Here is a 17027-nt window from a genome sequence, read left to right as displayed (position 1 = left end):
TCAACGGGGACTTGGGGAGCACATGACCGAGGGACATCGACGTGCGCCGGCACGGCGTGCGGTGATCGCGGGGGCCGCGGTGGCGGCGACGGGGGCGGCGATCCCGATCATCGCGAAGGCGACGGACGGCGGCAGCGACCCGGCCGCGGGCCCGGCACACACCGCCCGGCCCGTCGTGAGCAGGGCGCCCGCACCCGCTCCCCGCCGTCGCCCCCGCCCCGGCGACCGCCCCAACATCCTTCTCGTCCTCACCGACGACCAGCCCAAGGAAACGGACTGGGCGATCCGGCAGACCGTCGACTGGCTCGGCGGACAGGGCGTGACCTTCGCGCGGGCGCATGCGAACACGCCCCTGTGCGCGCCGTCCCGCGCCTCGATCATGTCGGGCCGGTACGCCCACAACCACGGGCTCCTTGACACCCGCCACCCGTACCGTCTGGACCAGCACACCACCGTCCAGCGCCAGTTGCACGAGGCCGGCTACCGGACGGGCCTGTTCGGCAAGTACCTCAACTACTGGCACACCGGCGACGATCCCCCGCACTTCGACGAGTGGCTGCTCCAGGAGCCGGTCAGCTACTACAACGGCCACTACAACGACAACGGGACGGTACGGAACATCCCGGGCTACAACACGACCGTCATCAAGGACCGCGCCCTCGCCTTCATGGAGAAGTCCCGCACCGACGACCGCCCCTGGTTCGCGTACGTCGCCACCCGCAGCGCGCATGAGGTGAACATCCCGGAGCAGAAGTACGCCCGCACCCGCGTGCCCGAGTGGGAGGGCCGGCCGTCGGTGTTCGAGTCGGACAAGGCCGACAAGCCGCGCTTCCTGCGGAAGGCCCACCACTCCTTCGCCCAGGGAAAGGCCCTGCGCACCAGCCAGCTGCGCACGCTGCTCTCCGTGGACGACGCGATGCGCGACTTCCGCGACCAGCTGCGGGCGCTGGGACAGCTGGAGAACACGCTCGTGCTGTTCACCAGCGACCACGGCCTGTGCTGGGGCGACCACGGCTGGCTGCGCAAGTCGGTGCCGTACCGCCCGAGTCTGGAGGTGCCGTTCTGGCTGTCCTGGCCGGCCGGCCTGACCGTCGGCACCGACGACCGTCTCACCGGTCACGTCGACATCGCGCCCACCCTCCTGGACGCGGCCGGCATCACCCCGGACACCCCGCACGACGGCCACTCCCTCCTCGACCTCGGCAACGACCGCGACCACCTGCTCGCCGAGTGGTTCTGGAACCGCCAGGACAAGAAACCGATCCACACCTGGGCGTCCTACATCGGCAAGTCCCAGCAGTACACGGAGTACTACCGCGGCCGCCTCGACTCCGAGGGCCGCCCGAAGGGCAGCGGCGAGGTCATCTTCCGCGAGTACTACGACCTGGACACCGACCCCTCCCAACTCACCAACCGCCTCCACGGAGCAACCCCCGAGGAGGAACGCAGACTCGGCATCCCGGCACTGGCGAGCGGACTGACCGCGGCACGCAAGGTCTGAGCGGAACCAATGAACCCGGGCCCACAACAGCGCCCCGTCAGGGGCGCGGGGAACTGCGCGACCAGCCCCCACCGGGCCCGCGGACAACGAACCGCCTACTCCAACGCAAAGCTCAGCGCCGCGCCCCGCGCCGAACCGTCGGCCACAGCGCGATCCCGATCCCCAGCGCGATCAGATGCCCCCACTCGGACATCGGGTCCGTGAACGCGACCAGGTCCTGGACCAGCGTCCAGCCGAACAGACCCACCAGCGGCCACCGCACCCACGGCGTCAGCAGACCCGCCACCGCACCGACGCCCGTCGCGACGCCGAAGCTGATGCCGTAGTCGAGCCGGTGGAGGGAGCTGTCGGGCAGATGGCCGACCAGGACCGCCAGTCCGATGGGGACTTCGGTCGCGAGGGTGGCCAGCACATGTCCGGCCAGGAAGACACAGGCCGTGCGGGCCCCGCCGATCCGCCGCTCCAGCGCGGTGAGGACGAGCAGGAAGCCGATCGCGTACGGCGACACCAGCCCGCCCGCGACCCACAGCGCACTGGCCAGCAGCACGAACACCGGCGTGCGGACGAGGTGCGCCACGTCGGTGCTGGAGCCCTGGAGAAGGGCGTGGACGACCGACGGGTCGGCGTATTCGATGATCAGCGAGGTGCCCGCGAGCACGGCCGCGAAGGCGAAGGTGAAGGGGGTTCCCGTGGGGGTGGGCAGCACTCGCCACGGACGTAGAGGGCGCTTTCGGGGAGCCGCCGGTTCCGGTGTCCGCTGGCGCGGCATGCCGTTCAGCAGCCCGGAGACCTCGGGAAGGGCATCACGAGGCGTCGTCGGCGCGATCCGTTCCACCGTGAGACGCTCCTTCCCTTTCACTCCACCCTCCGCGCCCCCGCGCGCCGCTGTCTGTGACGGGCACCACCTCGCAGCCGATTCACACCCAACTCTCAGGCAACGGCCGGTATCTGCCCGCGGCGGCGTCAGGCACGTTCATGTCTCGTCAACACGATGTCCGTAATTCCATCAACCATTCGTCAGGGAACTGTCAGGATGGGCCGATGCCCACCGCATACGACCTGCCCGAAGTCCTGGACCGTCGTGAGGGCCCGCACGGCGAAGTCGTCCTGCGCCGCCACGGCGAACTGCTCCAGATCATCGCGAACGGCTGCTTCCTGATGGACACCTCCGACGGACGCTCGGAGCGCCGACTGGTCGACGCGGCACTCGACGCCCTGGACGAGCGGAAGCGGCCGAATGTGCTGATCGCAGGCCTGGGCGTCGGTTTCTCGCTCGCGCACGCCGCGGAGAACCCCCGCTGGGGCCGCATTACCGTCGTCGAACGCGAACCGGCCGTGATCGGCTGGCACCGCGAGGGCCCCCTGTCCGCGCTGACGGCGAAGGCTCTCGCGGATCCCCGCACGGAGATCGTCGAAAGTGACGTGATCCCTTACGTCAATGAGATTTCCGACACGTATGACGCACTGTGCCTGGACATCGACAACGGCCCCGACTGGACCGTCACCGAGGGCAACGGCGGACTGTACTCACCGACCGGACTGGCCAGCTGCGCAGGGGCGTTGAGGCCATCGGGCGTACTGGCCGTCTGGTCCGCGAAGCCCTCTCCGGAATTTGAAGGAACCCTATGGAATGCCGGTTTCCAGCGGGTGCGTACCGAAGAGATCCCCGTTGCCCGGGGCGTTCCGGACGTCGTGCATGTTGCCGTCCGGCCTGGATAGCAAATGGTCGGTGACTCCCCGTACTCTGCTTCCCTGGCGCCGATCATTCAAGCGTCAATCGCAGACATGCGCAGTCATAAGGGATCACCCCACGGATTCCGGAAAGCAACTTCAGGGGCGGGCGATGGAGCAGACACACACCTCCCACAACGGCACGGCGACGGCCACCCCGGGCGCACAGCGCCGGGTGCTGGTGGTCGAGGACGACCCCACGATCGTGGACGCCATCGCCACCCGCCTGCGTGCCGAAGGGTTTCTTGTACAGACGGCGGGCGACGGCCCGGCCGCCGTCGACACGGCCGAGGCCTGGCAGCCCGATCTGCTGATCCTCGACATCATGCTGCCGGGCTTCGACGGCCTGGAGGTCTGCCGGCGCGTGCAGGCCGCGCGGCCGGTGCCGGTGCTGATGCTCACGGCACGTGATGACGAGACGGACATGCTGGTCGGGCTCGGCGTCGGTGCCGACGACTACATGACCAAGCCGTTCTCGATGCGTGAGCTGGCGGCACGGGTGCATGTGCTGCTGCGCCGGGTGGAGCGGGCCGCGGTCGCGGCCTCCACGCCGCGCAGCGGCATCCTGCGCCTCGGCGAGCTGGAGATCGACCACGCGCAGCGCCGGGTGCGGGTCAGGTCCGAGGACGTGCATCTCACGCCCACCGAGTTCGACCTGCTCGTCTGCCTGGCGAACACGCCGCGTGCGGTGCTCTCCCGTGAGCAGCTGCTCGCCGAGGTGTGGGACTGGGCGGACGCCTCCGGCACCCGGACCGTCGACAGCCACATCAAGGCGCTGCGGCGGAAGATCGGCGCCGAGCGGATCCGCACGGTGCACGGCGTGGGTTATGCGCTGGAGACGCCGACGCCATGAGTGACGGGCCGGCTCCGCGGAGAGGCCCCGGGGAGCCCTGGGGCGGAGTGAGTCCGTTCTCGATCAAGACCAAGCTCGGTGCGCTCGTCGTCATTTCGGTCCTGATCACCACCGGCCTGATGATGATCGCGATGCGTACCGAGACGGAGCTGCGCTTCATCACGGTCTTCTCGATGATCGCCACGCTGCTCATCACGCAGTTCGTGGCGCACTCGCTGACCGCGCCGCTGGACGAGATGAACGCGGTGGCCCGGTCGATCGCGCAGGGCGACTACACACGCCGGGTGCGCGACAACCGGCGCGACGAACTGGGCGACCTGGCCGAGACGATCAATGTCATGGCGGACGAGCTGGAGGAGCAGGAGCGCCAGCGCAAGGAGCTGGTGGCGAACGTCTCGCACGAGCTGCGCACTCCCATCGCGGGCCTGCGCGCCGTCCTGGAGAACATCGTCGACGGCGTCACCGAGGCCGACCCGGAGACCATGCGGACGGCCCTGAAGCAGACGGAGCGGCTCGGCCGACTGGTCGAGACCCTGCTCGACCTCTCCCGCCTGGACAACGGCGTCGTACCGCTGAAGAGGCGGCGCTTCGAGGTGTGGCCGTATCTGTCGGGCGTGCTGAAGGAGGCCAACATGGTCGCCTCGGCCCGCGCGGGCATCGCTTCCGGCTCCGGCAGCCACACCCGTACGGACGTCCATCTGCACCTCGACGTGTCCCCGCCTGAGCTGACCGCGCACGCGGACCCCGAGCGGATCCACCAGGTCGTCGCCAATCTGATCGACAACGCGGTCAAGCACAGCCCGCCGCACGGCCGGGTGACCGTGAAGGCCCGGCGCGGGAACCACCCCGAGTCACTGGAGCTGGAGGTCCTCGACGAGGGGCCCGGGATCCCCAGGTCGGAGTGGCACCGCGTGTTCGAGCGGTTCAACCGGGGAGCCGTCAACCGCCCGCACGGCCCCGGCAGCGACGGCGGCACGGGACTGGGTCTGGCGATCGCCCGCTGGGCGGTGGATCTGCACGGCGGACGGATCGGTGTGGCCGATTCCGAGCGAGGTTGCCGGATTCTGATCACCCTTCCGGGCGAGCCATCCATGCCAAGTTGACGTAAAGTTCGAAGCGGAGCCCCAAGATCCACGTCGGTCCCGGTCCATGGACACGTGTGATCAGGCACACACCCGCGCCCTGATCGCGCCGGGTCGTGATCGAGCCATCCCTCCCGCGCCGGAACCACGCTTGTTTCCCGCCATTTCCACCCCCGAAACGCTCGGTTCAATGTGACTTACACGACGATGAGCAGGCCCGGACTGACCTTCCGTGCCATGGGGGCGTAGCCTTGATTCCCGCTGTCCATCACCTTGTGAAGCGGAAGAGGGCGGTTGCCGCCGTGTCGCCACAGTCCCCCAGTAACTCGAGCATCTCGACCGACGCAGACCAAGCGGGGAAGAACCCCGCGGCCGCGTTCGGGCCGAACGAGTGGCTCGTCGACGAGATCTATCAGCAGTACCTCCAGGACCCGAATTCGGTAGACCGCGCCTGGTGGGACTTCTTCGCCGACTACAAGCCCGGGGCCGCTGCCCCGTCGGCTCCGGCGGGTACCGCGGCCGCGGGGGCCGCGGGCACCACCACCACGGCTCAGCCGGCAGCCGCCGCGCCGGCCGCTCAGGCTCCGGCCGCACCCGCCGCCCCGGCTCCGGCGCCCGCGGCCCCGAAGCCCGCCGCCGCGGCCCCCGCCCCGGCGAAGGCGCCCGCCAAGCCCGCGGCCGCCGCCGCGCCGAAGGCGAAGGCCGAGCCCGCCGCCCAGGCCGCGGTGTCGCCCGAGGGTCCGGAGTTCGTGACGCTGCGCGGCCCGTCCGCCGCGGTCGCCAAGAACATGAACGCCTCGCTGGAACTGCCCACGGCCACGTCCGTGCGCGCGGTCCCGGTGAAGCTGCTGTTCGACAACCGCATCGTCATCAACAACCACCTGAAGCGCGCCCGGGGCGGGAAGATCTCCTTCACCCACCTCATCGGCTACGCGATGGTGCAGGCCATCAAGGCCATGCCGTCGATGAACTACTCCTTCGCGGAGAAGGACGGCAAGCCGACCCTGGTCAAGCCGGCGCACGTCAACTTCGGCCTCGCCATCGACCTGGTGAAGCCCAACGGCGACCGTCAACTGGTCGTCGCGGGCATCAAGAAGGCCGAGACGCTGAACTTCTTCGAGTTCTGGCAGGCCTACGAGGACATCGTCCGCCGGGCCCGTGACGGCAAGCTGACGATGGACGACTTCTCCGGTGTCACGGTCTCCCTGACCAACCCCGGCGGCCTCGGCACCGTCCACTCCGTCCCGCGTCTGATGCCCGGTCAGTCGGTCATCATGGGCGTCGGCTCCATGGACTACCCGGCGGAGTTCCAGGGCACGTCCCAGGACACCCTGAACAAGCTCGGCATCTCGAAGGTCATGACGCTCACGTCGACCTACGACCACCGGGTCATCCAGGGCGCCGCCTCCGGCGAGTTCCTCCGCATCGTCGCGAACTTCCTCCTCGGCGAGGGCAGCTTCTACGACGAGATCTTCGAGTCGCTGCGCATCCCGTACGAGCCGGTCCGCTGGCTCAAGGACATCGACGCCAGCCACGACGACGACGTCACCAAGGCCGCGCGCGTCTTCGAGCTGATCCACTCCTACCGGGTCCGCGGCCATGTCATGGCCGACACCGACCCGCTGGAGTACCGCCAGCGCAAGCACCCCGACCTGGACATCACCGAGCACGGGCTCACCCTGTGGGACCTGGAGCGCGAGTTCGCGGTCGGCGGCTTCGCCGGCAAGTCGCTGATGAAGCTGCGCGACATCCTCGGCGTGCTGCGCGACTCGTACTGCCGCACCACCGGCATCGAGTTCATGCACATCCAGGACCCCAAGCAGCGCAAGTGGATCCAGGACCGCATCGAGCGGGCGCACACCAAGCCCGAGCGCGAGGAGCAGCTGCGCATCCTGCGCCGGCTGAACGCCGCTGAGGCCTTCGAGACCTTCCTCCAGACGAAGTACGTCGGCCAGAAGCGCTTCTCCCTGGAGGGCGGCGAGTCGGTCATCCCGCTGCTCGACGCGGTGCTGGACTCGGCCGCCGAGTCCCGCCTGGACGAGGTCGTCATCGGCATGGCCCACCGCGGCCGGCTGAACGTCCTCGCCAACATCGTCGGCAAGTCGTACGCCCAGATCTTCCGCGAGTTCGAGGGCAACCTCGACCCGAAGTCGATGCACGGCTCCGGCGACGTGAAGTACCACCTGGGCGCCGAGGGCACCTTCACCGGCCTGGACGGCGAGCAGATCAAGGTCTCGCTGGCCGCGAACCCGTCCCACCTGGAGACGGTCGACCCGGTCATCGAGGGCATCGCCCGCGCCAAGCAGGACATCATCAACAAGGGCGGCACGGACTTCACCGTCCTGCCGGTCGCCCTGCACGGCGACGCGGCCTTCGCGGGCCAGGGCGTGGTGGCCGAGACCCTGAACATGTCGCAGCTGCGGGGCTACCGCACGGGCGGCACGGTCCACATCGTCATCAACAACCAGGTCGGCTTCACGGCGGCTCCCGAGTCGTCGCGCTCCTCGATGTACGCCACGGACGTGGCCCGCATGATCGAGGCCCCGATCTTCCACGTGAACGGCGACGACCCCGAGGCCGTGGTCCGCGTCGCGCGACTGGCCTTCGAGTTCCGCCAGGCGTTCAACAAGGACGTGGTGATCGACCTCATCTGCTACCGCCGCCGCGGTCACAACGAGTCGGACAACCCGGCCTTCACCCAGCCGCTGATGTACGACCTGATCGACAAGAAGCGCTCGGTGCGCAAGCTCTACACCGAGTCCCTCATCGGTCGCGGCGACATCACCCTGGAAGAGGCCGAGCAGGCGCTCCAGGACTACCAGGGCCAGCTGGAGAAGGTCTTCACGGAGGTCCGTGAGGCCGTCACCGCCCAGCCGAGCGTGGGCCCCGTGTCGGACCCGCAGGCGGAGTTCCCGGTCGCCGTGAACACCGCGATCTCCACGGAGGTCGTGAAGCGGATCGCCGAGTCCCAGGTCAACATCCCCGACTCCTTCCACGTACACCCGCGTCTGCTGCCGCAGTTGCAGCGCCGGGCGGCGATGGTCGAGGACGGCACGATCGACTGGGGCATGGGCGAGACCCTGGCGGTCGGCTCCCTCCTCCTGGAGGGCACCCCGGTCCGTCTGTCCGGCCAGGACTCGCAGCGGGGCACCTTCGGCCAGCGCCACGCGGTCCTCATCGACCGCCAGTCGGGCGAGGAGCACACCCCGCTCCAGTACCTCGCCGAGGAACAGGCCCGCTACAACGTCTACAACTCCCTCCTGTCCGAGTACGCGGTCATGGGCTTCGAGTACGGCTACTCGCTGGCCCGCCCCGACGCTCTCGTGATGTGGGAGGCGCAGTTCGGCGACTTCGTCAACGGCGCGCAGACGGTGGTCGACGAGTACATCTCGGCGTCCGAGCAGAAGTGGGGCCAGACCAGCGGTGTCACGCTGCTGCTCCCCCACGGCTACGAGGGACAGGGCCCGGACCACTCCTCGGCCCGCGTCGAGCGCTTCCTCCAGCTCTGCGCCCAGAACAACATGACGGTCGCCATGCCGACCCTCCCGTCGAACTACTTCCACCTCCTGCGGTGGCAGGTGCACAACCCGCACCACAAGCCGCTGGTGGTCTTCACCCCGAAGTCGATGCTGCGACTCAAGGCCGCCGCGTCGAAGGCGGAGGAGTTCACGTCGGGTCAGTTCCGCCCGGTCATCGGCGACTCGACGGTCGACGCGGCCGCGGTCCGCAAGGTCGTCTTCGTGGCGGGCAAGCTGTACTACGACCTGGAGGCCGAGCGCACCAAGCGCGGCGCCACGGACATCGCGATCATCCGCGTCGAGCGTCTGTACCCCCTCCCGGGTGCCGAGCTCCAGGCGGAGATCGCCAAGTACCCGAACGCCGAGAAGTACCTGTGGGCCCAGGAGGAGCCGGCGAACCAGGGTGCCTGGCCGTTCATCGCCCTCAACCTGATCGACCACCTGGACCTCGCGGTCGGCGCCGACGTCCCGCACGGCGAGCGCCTGCGGCGCATCTCCCGCCCGCACGGTTCGTCCCCGGCGGTCGGCTCCGCCAAGCGGCACCAGGCCGAGCAGGAGCAGCTGGTGCGTGAGGTGTTCGAGGCCTGAGCCTCACGCTCGTAGCAGGGCCCGGTACCGGATTGCTCCGGTACCGGGCCCTTCTTGCGTCCTGCGTCAGATGGGCTGCGGCTCGAAGTCCCAGTACGGCCGCTCCCGTTCGAGGATGTGCCGGGTGTGCTCGTGATCGGGGCCGAGGAGCATGGTCAGCCGTTCGACCGCGTCCCGGTGCAGTTCGTCGGCCTCTGCGTGCTGCCCCAGCTCCGCGAGGTCGAGGGCGAGACCGGCCCGGAGGCTGATCGTGAGGATGTGGCCGTCGCCCAGCGTGCGGGCGGCCCGGTCGGCGGCGTCCCGGCCCCGCTCGGCGGCCGCGTCGGTCTCCCCGACGGCGTCGAGCGCGGCGACCTCGTTCTTCGCGCAGCCGATGGCCCACGGGTGCTCCCGTCCGACCCGCTCCTCCATCTCCCGCGTGCTGCGCTGCGACAGCTCCAGCGCGCCGCGGATCTCGCCCATGTCCCGCATGATGGTGGCCACGTTGTCCCGGGCCCCGATCGCGTACGGATGGGTGTCGCCGAGCTGGTCGGCGTACTGCCGGGCGGTGAGCTCGGCGAGTTCCCTGGCCTGCGGGATCCGGTCCATCTGACGCAGCAGCGTGGCGAAGTCGCAGGACACCATCAGGGTGTCCGGGTGCAGCGCACCGCGTCGGCGGATCAGCTTCTCGCGGACCCCGCGCATCATGATGTGCGCGAACTGGAGGTCACCGACGCGGCGGGCGCACAGGGCGAGATTGTGCTCGGCCAGGACGGTCTGGCCGTGGCTGCGGTCGAGGACCTGGCTGTGCACCCGGGAGTTGTGGCCCTGGATGGCCAGCGCCTCCCGGTACTGGCCGAGCAGCCGCAGCATCCAGGCGGTGCGCAGCGCCGAGTTGAGCGTGGCCGCGCTCTTGCCGCCGAGCAGTTCGACGCGGGCCTCGAAGATCTTGCGGTGCAGGGCGAGCGACTCGGTGTAGTGGCCCTGGAGGCCGAGGGCGACGGCGAGGTTGCTGCGGATGCTGAGGGTGCGCGGTACGTTCTCCCCGCCCAGCTGCGCGGCGGCGCTCGCCGCGGCCTCCTCGAACAGGGCACGGGCCTCGGTGTACCGGCCGAGGGCCATCAGGGTGCCGCCGAGGCCGTCCTTGGCGCGGATCACCTCGATGGGCCGGGCGTCCCCGGCGCCGTCCAGTCGCTGGAGGATCTCCCTACCCACGTCCTCGGCCTCGCTGTAGCGGCCGAGCCTGCGCAGCATGTTGGCGAGCTGGTGGACGGCGACGAGCACCAGCCGGTCGGTGTCGCCGAAGGCCTCCCGCCAGTGCTCCACGACCTGCCGGGCCAGCCACCAGCCGTCGTGGTACTCGCCGCGCATCCGCAGGTACTCGATGCAGTTGAGGACGAGGTCGCGCACGTCGTCGTCGGCCGATGCGAGGGCGCCGGACGGCTCCAGGTGCGGGATGAGTTCGGCGTAGCGCGCCCAGTTGCCCGCGGAGGAGGAGTCGCGCGGGTCGGCGGAGACGAGGACCTTGCGGGCGGCGGCCGAGTGGCGTTCGGCGTCGGCGGGGGCCTGCACGGAGCGGACGTAGCGGTGGAAGAGGCGGTGCATCCGGAGCGTCCCGACGGTCTGGGTGTCCAGCCGGGGGCTCTGCTCGTACTCGATGCGCATGGACGTGATTTCGGACAGCTTGCGCAGGGCGGTGTTCCAGCTGCTGGGCTCGGCGACCAGCTCCGCCAGCTCATGCGGCAGGTCGGCGTGCCGGGCGGTCTGCAGCAGCCGTACCGGCACCATGTCGTGCGAGAAGCAGACCAGCAGGTTGAGCAGCTGCCAGGCCGGTTCGGCGCCCTCGCGCAGGGTGTTGATGAGCTTGGCCCAGGCGACTTCGAAGCTCTCCGGGTACTCGCCGGAGGCCATGACGCCGAACCGGTCCGGCTTGCCGACCTGGATGTCGCGTATGTACTCGTCGACCGACGCGGTGGGGTTGAGATCCAGCCAGGCCGCCATCTGGTCGAGCAGCAGCGGCATGTCCTCGACGGCCTCGGCGAGACGGCCGGCCTGTACCTCGGTGAGGCGTGGCGCGCGGCGCCGGACGAACGCGACGCTCTCCCCCCGTTCGAAGGCCGGTACGGCGATGGTGTCGGCGTGGGCTCCCCACTCGCTGCGGTGGGTGGTGACCAGGACATGGCCGCGCCCGTCGGGGATCAGGTCACGGACCTGCTCCGGATCGCGGGCCCCGTCCAGGACGAGCAGCCAGGGGCGCTGGGTCCGGCCGAGTTCCTGCCGCACGGCCTTGATGGTCGCCGACAGGTCCCCGGCGTCCCGCAGGTCCAGTTCGGGGGCGAGGTCGGCGAACTGCTGGCGTGCGGTGACCCGTTGGGCGGCGTTGATCCACCAGACGATGTCGTACTCGCCGGCGAACCGGTGGACGTACTCCAGGGCCAGCTGCGACTTGCCGAAGCCGCCCGGGCCCAGCAGCGCCATGGCGGCGCCATCGCGGCCGGCCGTGGAGTAGGCGCTGTGGACCTTCGCCAGCAGTTCGGTGCGTCCGATGAACCGGCGGTTGCGCCGGGGCGCCAGCCACACCTCCGGCGGGTCGTCCGGGAAGCGGGGGCCGCGCCGGAGGTCGATCAGGGTGCCGGGCGCCGGGATGCCCGCGCACTCCAGCACCCGGCTGCGGGCCACCTCGGGCCTGAGGCCCCGCAGTTCGACGGGGGCCAGCGCGATGACGGCCTCGGGCAAGGGCCGGGCGGTGATGCTGACTGCGGCGATGCGCTCGCGGTAGGGCGACAGCACACGGCGCAGGACATGCGCCCAGGCGTCGAACCGGACCTGGCCCATCCGCTCGTACCAGTCGTCGATGACCAGCAGCAGCCGTCCCGGCGGGCTCAGCAGGTCGATCAGCGACTCGTCGGCGGGCGGGCGGCGCAGCGGGTTCCAGCGCACCAGGGTGGTGGGTCGTCCGGCGGCCCTGACCTGGTGGTCGATCCACTTGGCCCAGGATTCACTCTGTCCCGCGAAGACGACAGTGACGTGTTCGAGTTCCGCCGTCATCTTGCAGTCCCCTCAACTGAACCTGGCCACGACTGTGCACAGGTTATTCAATTGTGCGTCAAAACGGTTCCGCAGCAGCGTGGTTGAGCCATCCGGCCGTGTTTCTCCGTCACCCGTGCGCCGTCCGTGCCAGCCGGTCGGCAACATGCCGTATGAGCTGTTCCAGGTCCGCGCAGTACACGCTGGGGTGGCGGAAGCCGCTGCCGGACGCGTACCGGTGCACATAGTTGCCGCCCCCGCACACCTTCCCCACCGGGCAGCTCAGACAGGCCGCGGCCAGCGCCCGCTCGCCCACCTGCCGTGCCGCCACGCCCGGATGGCGCAGCGCCCGGTCGAAGGGGTGCCGGAACACGTCGAGCCCCGTCTCCGCGGCGCCCGCGTACGCCGACCTCAGCGAGTCGACCTGCTCGATCGAACCGTCCGTCTCCACCACGACGGCAGCCATCGGCGACAGCCCCACCGCCTCGGCCGCGCCCGGTGCACCGAGCAGCAGCGCCGCGATCTCCTGGAACAGCCGTACCCGCGTGCGCAGCCGTCCCTCGTCCCACCAGGCGTCGAAGACGGCGTCCAGCCAGTCCCCGTACGGGGTGGGGCCGGGCCGGTGCCGACCGGGCCGCCGACGGGCGAGGCCGGGCGGTGGATGCCGCCAATTGGCGTGCGGGAGAAGGAAGTCGACGCCGGGCGGGTCCAGGTCGAGCAGCGAACGGTAGACGTCGAGCGGGTCCGCGCGCAGGTCGATCGTGCACAGGACGCCCGCGTACGACTCCGGACGCGCCGCGAGCCGTCGTGCGGCCGCCAGGGCGGCGGGCCAGGCGGGGCGGCCGGCGTGGTCGACCCGGCGTGCGTTGTGGGCGGCCCGTCCGCCGTCGAGGCTGAGGCCGACCCTGATGCCGGCGTCGGAGAGACGGTCCAGGGTGGGGGCGGTGAGACGGGTGCCGTTGGTCTGGACGGTGGCGGTGACCTCGCAGGGGACGGCTTCGCGCACGGCACGCGCATAGGCGAGGACGGGGGCCGGGCCGGTGAGGAGGGGTTCGCCGCCGTGGAGTTCGATGCGGATGCGGTCCAGGCGGTGTGCGCGTACGTGTTCGGCGATACGGATCGCGGTCTGGCGCATCGTGGCTTCGCCGGTACGCGCCGGGCGATCGCGCCAGCTGGGGTCCTGGCCGCTGTAGATGTAGCAGTAGGAGCAGTCGAGGTTGCAGCGGCTGTGCACCTTGAGCACGAACTGGCGGAAGGGCGTGGGTTCGTGGGCGGTGACGTCCAGGGTGGCGTGCGGCCACTGTGGGTGGGGCGTCATGGCGCGTCTTCGTAGTGGGCGACGACTGGGTGCTCCTCCCCTTCCCGGGTGCGGAGTTCGGCGAGGATCGCGGCGAATACCGGGTGGTCGGTGCGGTCCGGGCGGGGGATTTCGGGGAGGGGTATGTGGGTGCCGTCGGCGGGGGCGGTCACTCGGGGGCCGTTTCGGCATCCAGGCGGGCGGCCGCACGGGGGTCGAGGCGCCGGGCCTCTTCGTGGTCGGCGCGGGCGGCGGTGACCCGGCCGAGGTCCTCCCGGGTCCGGGCCCGGCTGATGAGCGCCTCGGCCGCCATGGCGTCGTCTCCCAGGTCGCGCGCGAGGTCGATGACGTGTGTGTAGCACTCGACCGCGCGGTGCAGGTGCGCCGGTGTGCCCGTGCGGTGGCCGAGATGCCGGAACACTTCTCCCCTCGTGTTCCAACAGGACGCCAGTACCTCGGGGTCCTCGGAGTCCCGGATGGCCTCGCCGAGTATCCAGTCCGCCTCGTGGAGATCGGCCAGCACGCCCTCGAATCCGAAGCGCTGGACGTGGGCCCGGCCCAGCGTCATGCGCTGCACCGGCAGGTATGCCTCGTCGCGGCTCTCCTCCACCGCGGTGCGCAGGACACGGATGGCGTGGTGGGTGTCCGCGACGGAGCCCTCGGTCTCGGCCCTCTTGAGCAGGGTCAGACCGAAGTTGGTCAGGACCGACGCGCGCAGCGGATGGTCCTCTCCCAGCAGCAGTTCGGCGGCGGCCCATGCGTCGATGGCGCGGTCCCGCTCGGCGGGGTCGCGTGTCTCGCCGTAGGCCCGCAGGTGGAGTCGCGCGCTGCGCAGCAGGCACTCCAGGCGCAGCAGCGTGTTGTCGCCGGCGGCGGCGAGGGCCGATTCGAGCACCTCGGCCGCCGTGGGCTGTGCCGTTCGCTTGCGCCAGTTCGGGTCGACGAACTCCAGGGCGTCCGCCAACGTCAGCCAGGCCTGGCAGCGTTCGGCGACCGGGAGGCGGTCCAAGTGCGCCGTCGCCGGGTCCAACGCCTTGACGGCACGCTCGGCGACGCGTGCGGCGCGCGCCGCACGGGGAACCGCCGCCACAAGGCCGCGCCCCGCGTGCTGCCGGGCCAGGTCGACCAGGACGTGCGCCAGGACGACGAAGGTCTGCACCGGGCTGGACTGCCGGGCCAGCGAGGCACCCGCGCCGGCTGCCCGCTCAAGGTGCGTGACATACCAGTCCGCCGGGTCGGTCGCAGCCGGGAACGGCCCGTCCGGGCCACCGAGGCGTACGCCGGACTCGGCGACGGCACGGCGTACGCGCATGAGCGTCTCCACCGCCGCCGGCTCACCGGTGCGCTCTCGGCCGCGCTTCCTCAGACCCGCCGACAGCTCCTCGTCCGCCACGTACAGAGCGACCGCCAGTGCGTAGTCCTCGGCCCGGTACCGCCCGTGCGCCGCGCCCCGCGCCCACTCCCGCAATCCGCCCGGCACGCCTTCGAACTCGTTCCCCCGCGCCGTCAGTTCACTCGCGACGGCCCAGCAGATCAACCCGCGTAGCAGACTCGCGCGCGACGTCCCGCTCTCCGACTCCGCGACCGCCTCCCAGGCGTCCCGCAGATCCTCCCCCACCGCCCGCACACGCCACCTCGCCAGCAGCGCGTTCGCCAGTTCCTCCCCCGCGGACGCCCGTTCCCCGCCGTTCTGTGCGATCCCGACCGCCTGCTGCAAGCGACCCACCGCGGCATCGAGTTCCCGGGTGAGCCCTTCCCGCTCGTACCGCCCGAGCGCCTCCCGCCCCTTGCGGATGAGCTCCGGGAAGTTGAGCCGGGGCGGTGTCGGGGGCACCACCGGGATCCGTGCGCCGAGGTCACGCAACACGTCCGCCGACACTTCGGCGAAGGCACGCAGCCCGGCCGGCTCCTCGTCCCCCAGCCCGGCGACCGGCGACGGATCGGCCGCGGGGTCGACCGCCCCGCGCAGAAAGGCCCGCGCCAGCGCGGGAAAGTTCCGCACGCTGCGCCCGAACTTCCGCTCCACGTAAGCGGAGCAGTGCTTCAGCAGCAGCTCGACGTCCTCGACGGCCAGCCGCGTCCGCAGCTCGGTCGCCACCCCGGGCAGGAAGTCGTACCGTACGGCCCGCGGCTCGTCCGCGTCCTCCCGGCGCCTGAGCAGTCCGCTCAGCAGCACCTCGGACAGTACGTCGGGCCCGCTCCCGGCGAGCATCGCGTGCTGGACGAGCTGCATGACCGGCAGGTACAGCGGGACGGCGGACAGGTACACGGCGAGCCGGCGGGCCTCCGGGGACGCGGTGCGCCAGAAGCCGCCGACGCGTTCCGTGCCGCTGATGTCCGCCGTGGCCCGCACCGGAGCGCCGGACGCGGGCTGGTCGGCGCGTACCCAGCCGGCGGCGGCGGCGAGGGCCTGTCCGGTGGCGCCGGAGACCAGCCGGGCCCAGCCCTCCACGGACGGCCGGCGCAGCGCGAGGACGGGCACGGGCAGCGCACCCTGCTGGGCGCGCCCGCGCTCCGGGAGGAACTCCAGCGCGCCCGCGGGCCCTTCGCGCCGGTGCAGCAGTCCACGCCGGGCGGGCAGATGGGTGCGCAGCCACATGCGCTGCGGCAGCGGCTGTACGACGGCGACGGGCGCCGTGGCCGCCCAGCCGTGCAGCAGCCGGTGCATACGGCCGCTGCGCCACATCGGTCCGGCGCAGTCACTGAGGACGAGGGTCAGCCGGCGTCCGGTGGGGTCGCTGAGCTGTGCCGGGGCGTGCAGCGGGCCGGGGTGCTCGGCGGCGGAGGCGTAGCCGGGCAGGCCGCCGCGCGCCTCGTGCAGATACTGCACCTGTACCTCGCGGAAGGCTCCGGCGCGTTCGCAGACCTGGCGCAGTTCGTCGAGGGCCTGCTGCCACACGACGGTGGAGGTGGAGACGTCCATCAGGAGCAGCAGGCGTGCCTCGCGGCGGCGTTCGGTGCGCAGGACGGGCAGGACGATTCCGGTCTCGGCGGCCCGTTCGGCGGTGGCCTGTTCGTCGAGGATGCGGGGGACGGGCCGTACGGGCGCGCGGTACCGCTGGAGGGGGCGTAACCCTCGTTGCAGGGCGAGCGGTTCGGGCAGGGCGGGGGCGGCGGGGACGCGGACGGGCGCCATGCGGCCGCCGGGGGTGTGGCCGCCCTCGCCGGGCGCGAACAGGCGGGCGCCGTCGGGTTGTTCGGCCGGCTCGTCCGCCGTGGTGAGGCCGGAGTGCGGCCGGGTCGGCAGGGGGCCGGGGGCAGCGGCCGGGCCGGACGGGGGGCGACCGCCGGTGGCGGCGGGTGCGGCGGGTCGGTCGGGTGTCCCGGGCAGCCAGCGGGCCAGCCACAGCGCGTCCGCGAGCTCCTCGACGCCCGGCGGGATCCCGGCGTCGCGCAACCGCGCGACCAGCGCCGCGAGCGCGCCGCTCACGTCGCCTGTCGGGGTGCCGGG

Annotated in this window: 10 protein-coding genes; 5 read left to right on the top strand and 5 right to left on the bottom strand. The window is 71.2% G+C overall.

The features are described from left to right. Nucleotides 1-22: 22 nt before the first annotated feature. Entirely contained in the window at nt 23-1501 is a 1479-nt protein-coding gene (locus ACIHFB_RS29225; protein ID WP_400128513.1) for a sulfatase, read from the top strand. Nucleotides 1502-1613: 112 nt separating this feature from the next. Here the strand turns inward: ACIHFB_RS29225 and ACIHFB_RS29220 are convergent, their stop codons facing one another. Then, nucleotides 1614-2336, bottom strand: a complete 723-nt coding sequence (locus ACIHFB_RS29220) for a rhomboid-like protein (protein WP_400128511.1) — start codon at nt 2334-2336, stop codon at nt 1614-1616. Between the two features lie 206 nt (nt 2337-2542). On the opposite strand from ACIHFB_RS29220, the gene ACIHFB_RS29215 reads away from it, so the two are divergent. From ACIHFB_RS29215 to ACIHFB_RS29200, 4 genes are all read left to right on the top strand, one after another. Further along, entirely contained in the window at nt 2543-3220 is a 678-nt protein-coding gene (locus ACIHFB_RS29215) for a spermidine synthase (RefSeq protein WP_400128509.1), read from the top strand. Between the two features lie 124 nt (nt 3221-3344). After that, nucleotides 3345-4085 (top strand): response regulator transcription factor, encoded by a 741-nt coding sequence (locus ACIHFB_RS29210; protein ID WP_210572451.1) that lies wholly within the window; start codon nt 3345-3347, stop codon nt 4083-4085. Then, on the top strand, nt 4082-5188 hold the full coding sequence (locus ACIHFB_RS29205; RefSeq protein WP_365283862.1) for an ATP-binding protein: 1107 nt from the start codon (nt 4082-4084) through the stop codon (nt 5186-5188). Before ACIHFB_RS29210 ends, ACIHFB_RS29205 begins: the two co-directional genes overlap by 4 nt. Nucleotides 5189-5469: 281 nt before the next feature. After that, complete coding sequence (locus tag ACIHFB_RS29200) at nt 5470-9273, top strand: multifunctional oxoglutarate decarboxylase/oxoglutarate dehydrogenase thiamine pyrophosphate-binding subunit/dihydrolipoyllysine-residue succinyltransferase subunit (protein ID WP_400128506.1); 3804 nt, start codon at nt 5470-5472, stop codon at nt 9271-9273. A gap of 66 nt (nt 9274-9339) precedes the next feature. On the opposite strand, the gene fxsT is transcribed toward ACIHFB_RS29200, so the two are convergent. The 4 genes from fxsT to ACIHFB_RS29180 all read right to left on the bottom strand — a co-directional run bounded on the left by fxsT (nt 9340) and on the right by ACIHFB_RS29180 (nt 17006). Then, a complete protein-coding gene (gene fxsT, locus ACIHFB_RS29195) occupies nt 9340-12300 on the bottom strand; it encodes an FxSxx-COOH system tetratricopeptide repeat protein (RefSeq protein WP_400128504.1) in 2961 nt (986 codons plus the stop codon). Nucleotides 12301-12409: 109 nt separating this feature from the next. Next, nucleotides 12410-13597, bottom strand: coding sequence for an FxsB family cyclophane-forming radical SAM/SPASM peptide maturase (locus ACIHFB_RS29190; RefSeq protein ID WP_400128502.1), 1188 nt, complete (start codon nt 13595-13597; stop codon nt 12410-12412). Next, nucleotides 13594-13749, bottom strand: a complete 156-nt coding sequence (locus ACIHFB_RS29185) for a hypothetical protein (protein ID WP_365283870.1) — start codon at nt 13747-13749, stop codon at nt 13594-13596. The genes ACIHFB_RS29190 and ACIHFB_RS29185 overlap by 4 nt, the downstream gene beginning before the upstream one ends. Next, on the bottom strand, nt 13746-17006 hold the full coding sequence (locus tag ACIHFB_RS29180; RefSeq protein WP_365283872.1) for an SAV_2336 N-terminal domain-related protein: 3261 nt from the start codon (nt 17004-17006) through the stop codon (nt 13746-13748). Before ACIHFB_RS29180 ends, ACIHFB_RS29185 begins: the two co-directional genes overlap by 4 nt. Between the last annotated feature and the right edge of the window lie 21 nt (nt 17007-17027).

Source organism: Streptomyces sp. NPDC051963 (assembly GCF_044593495.1).
In the GTDB taxonomy this organism is placed as follows: domain Bacteria; phylum Actinomycetota; class Actinomycetes; order Streptomycetales; family Streptomycetaceae; genus Streptomyces.
Note: the sequence above shows the minus strand (reverse complement) of the source record. Positions and strands in the feature narration are given on the sequence as shown.

Coding starts and splice junctions, on each gene's coding strand:
- ACIHFB_RS29225 (WP_400128513.1), top strand. CDS start 23: ATGACCGAGGGACATCGACGTGCGCCGGCACGGCGTGCGGTGATCGCG.
- ACIHFB_RS29190 (WP_400128502.1), bottom strand. CDS start 13,597: ATGACGCCCCACCCACAGTGGCCGCACGCCACCCTGGACGTCACCGCC.
- ACIHFB_RS29215 (WP_400128509.1), top strand. CDS start 2,543: ATGCCCACCGCATACGACCTGCCCGAAGTCCTGGACCGTCGTGAGGGC.
- fxsT (WP_400128504.1), bottom strand. CDS start 12,300: ATGACGGCGGAACTCGAACACGTCACTGTCGTCTTCGCGGGACAGAGT.
- ACIHFB_RS29210 (WP_210572451.1), top strand. CDS start 3,345: ATGGAGCAGACACACACCTCCCACAACGGCACGGCGACGGCCACCCCG.
- ACIHFB_RS29205 (WP_365283862.1), top strand. CDS start 4,082: ATGAGTGACGGGCCGGCTCCGCGGAGAGGCCCCGGGGAGCCCTGGGGC.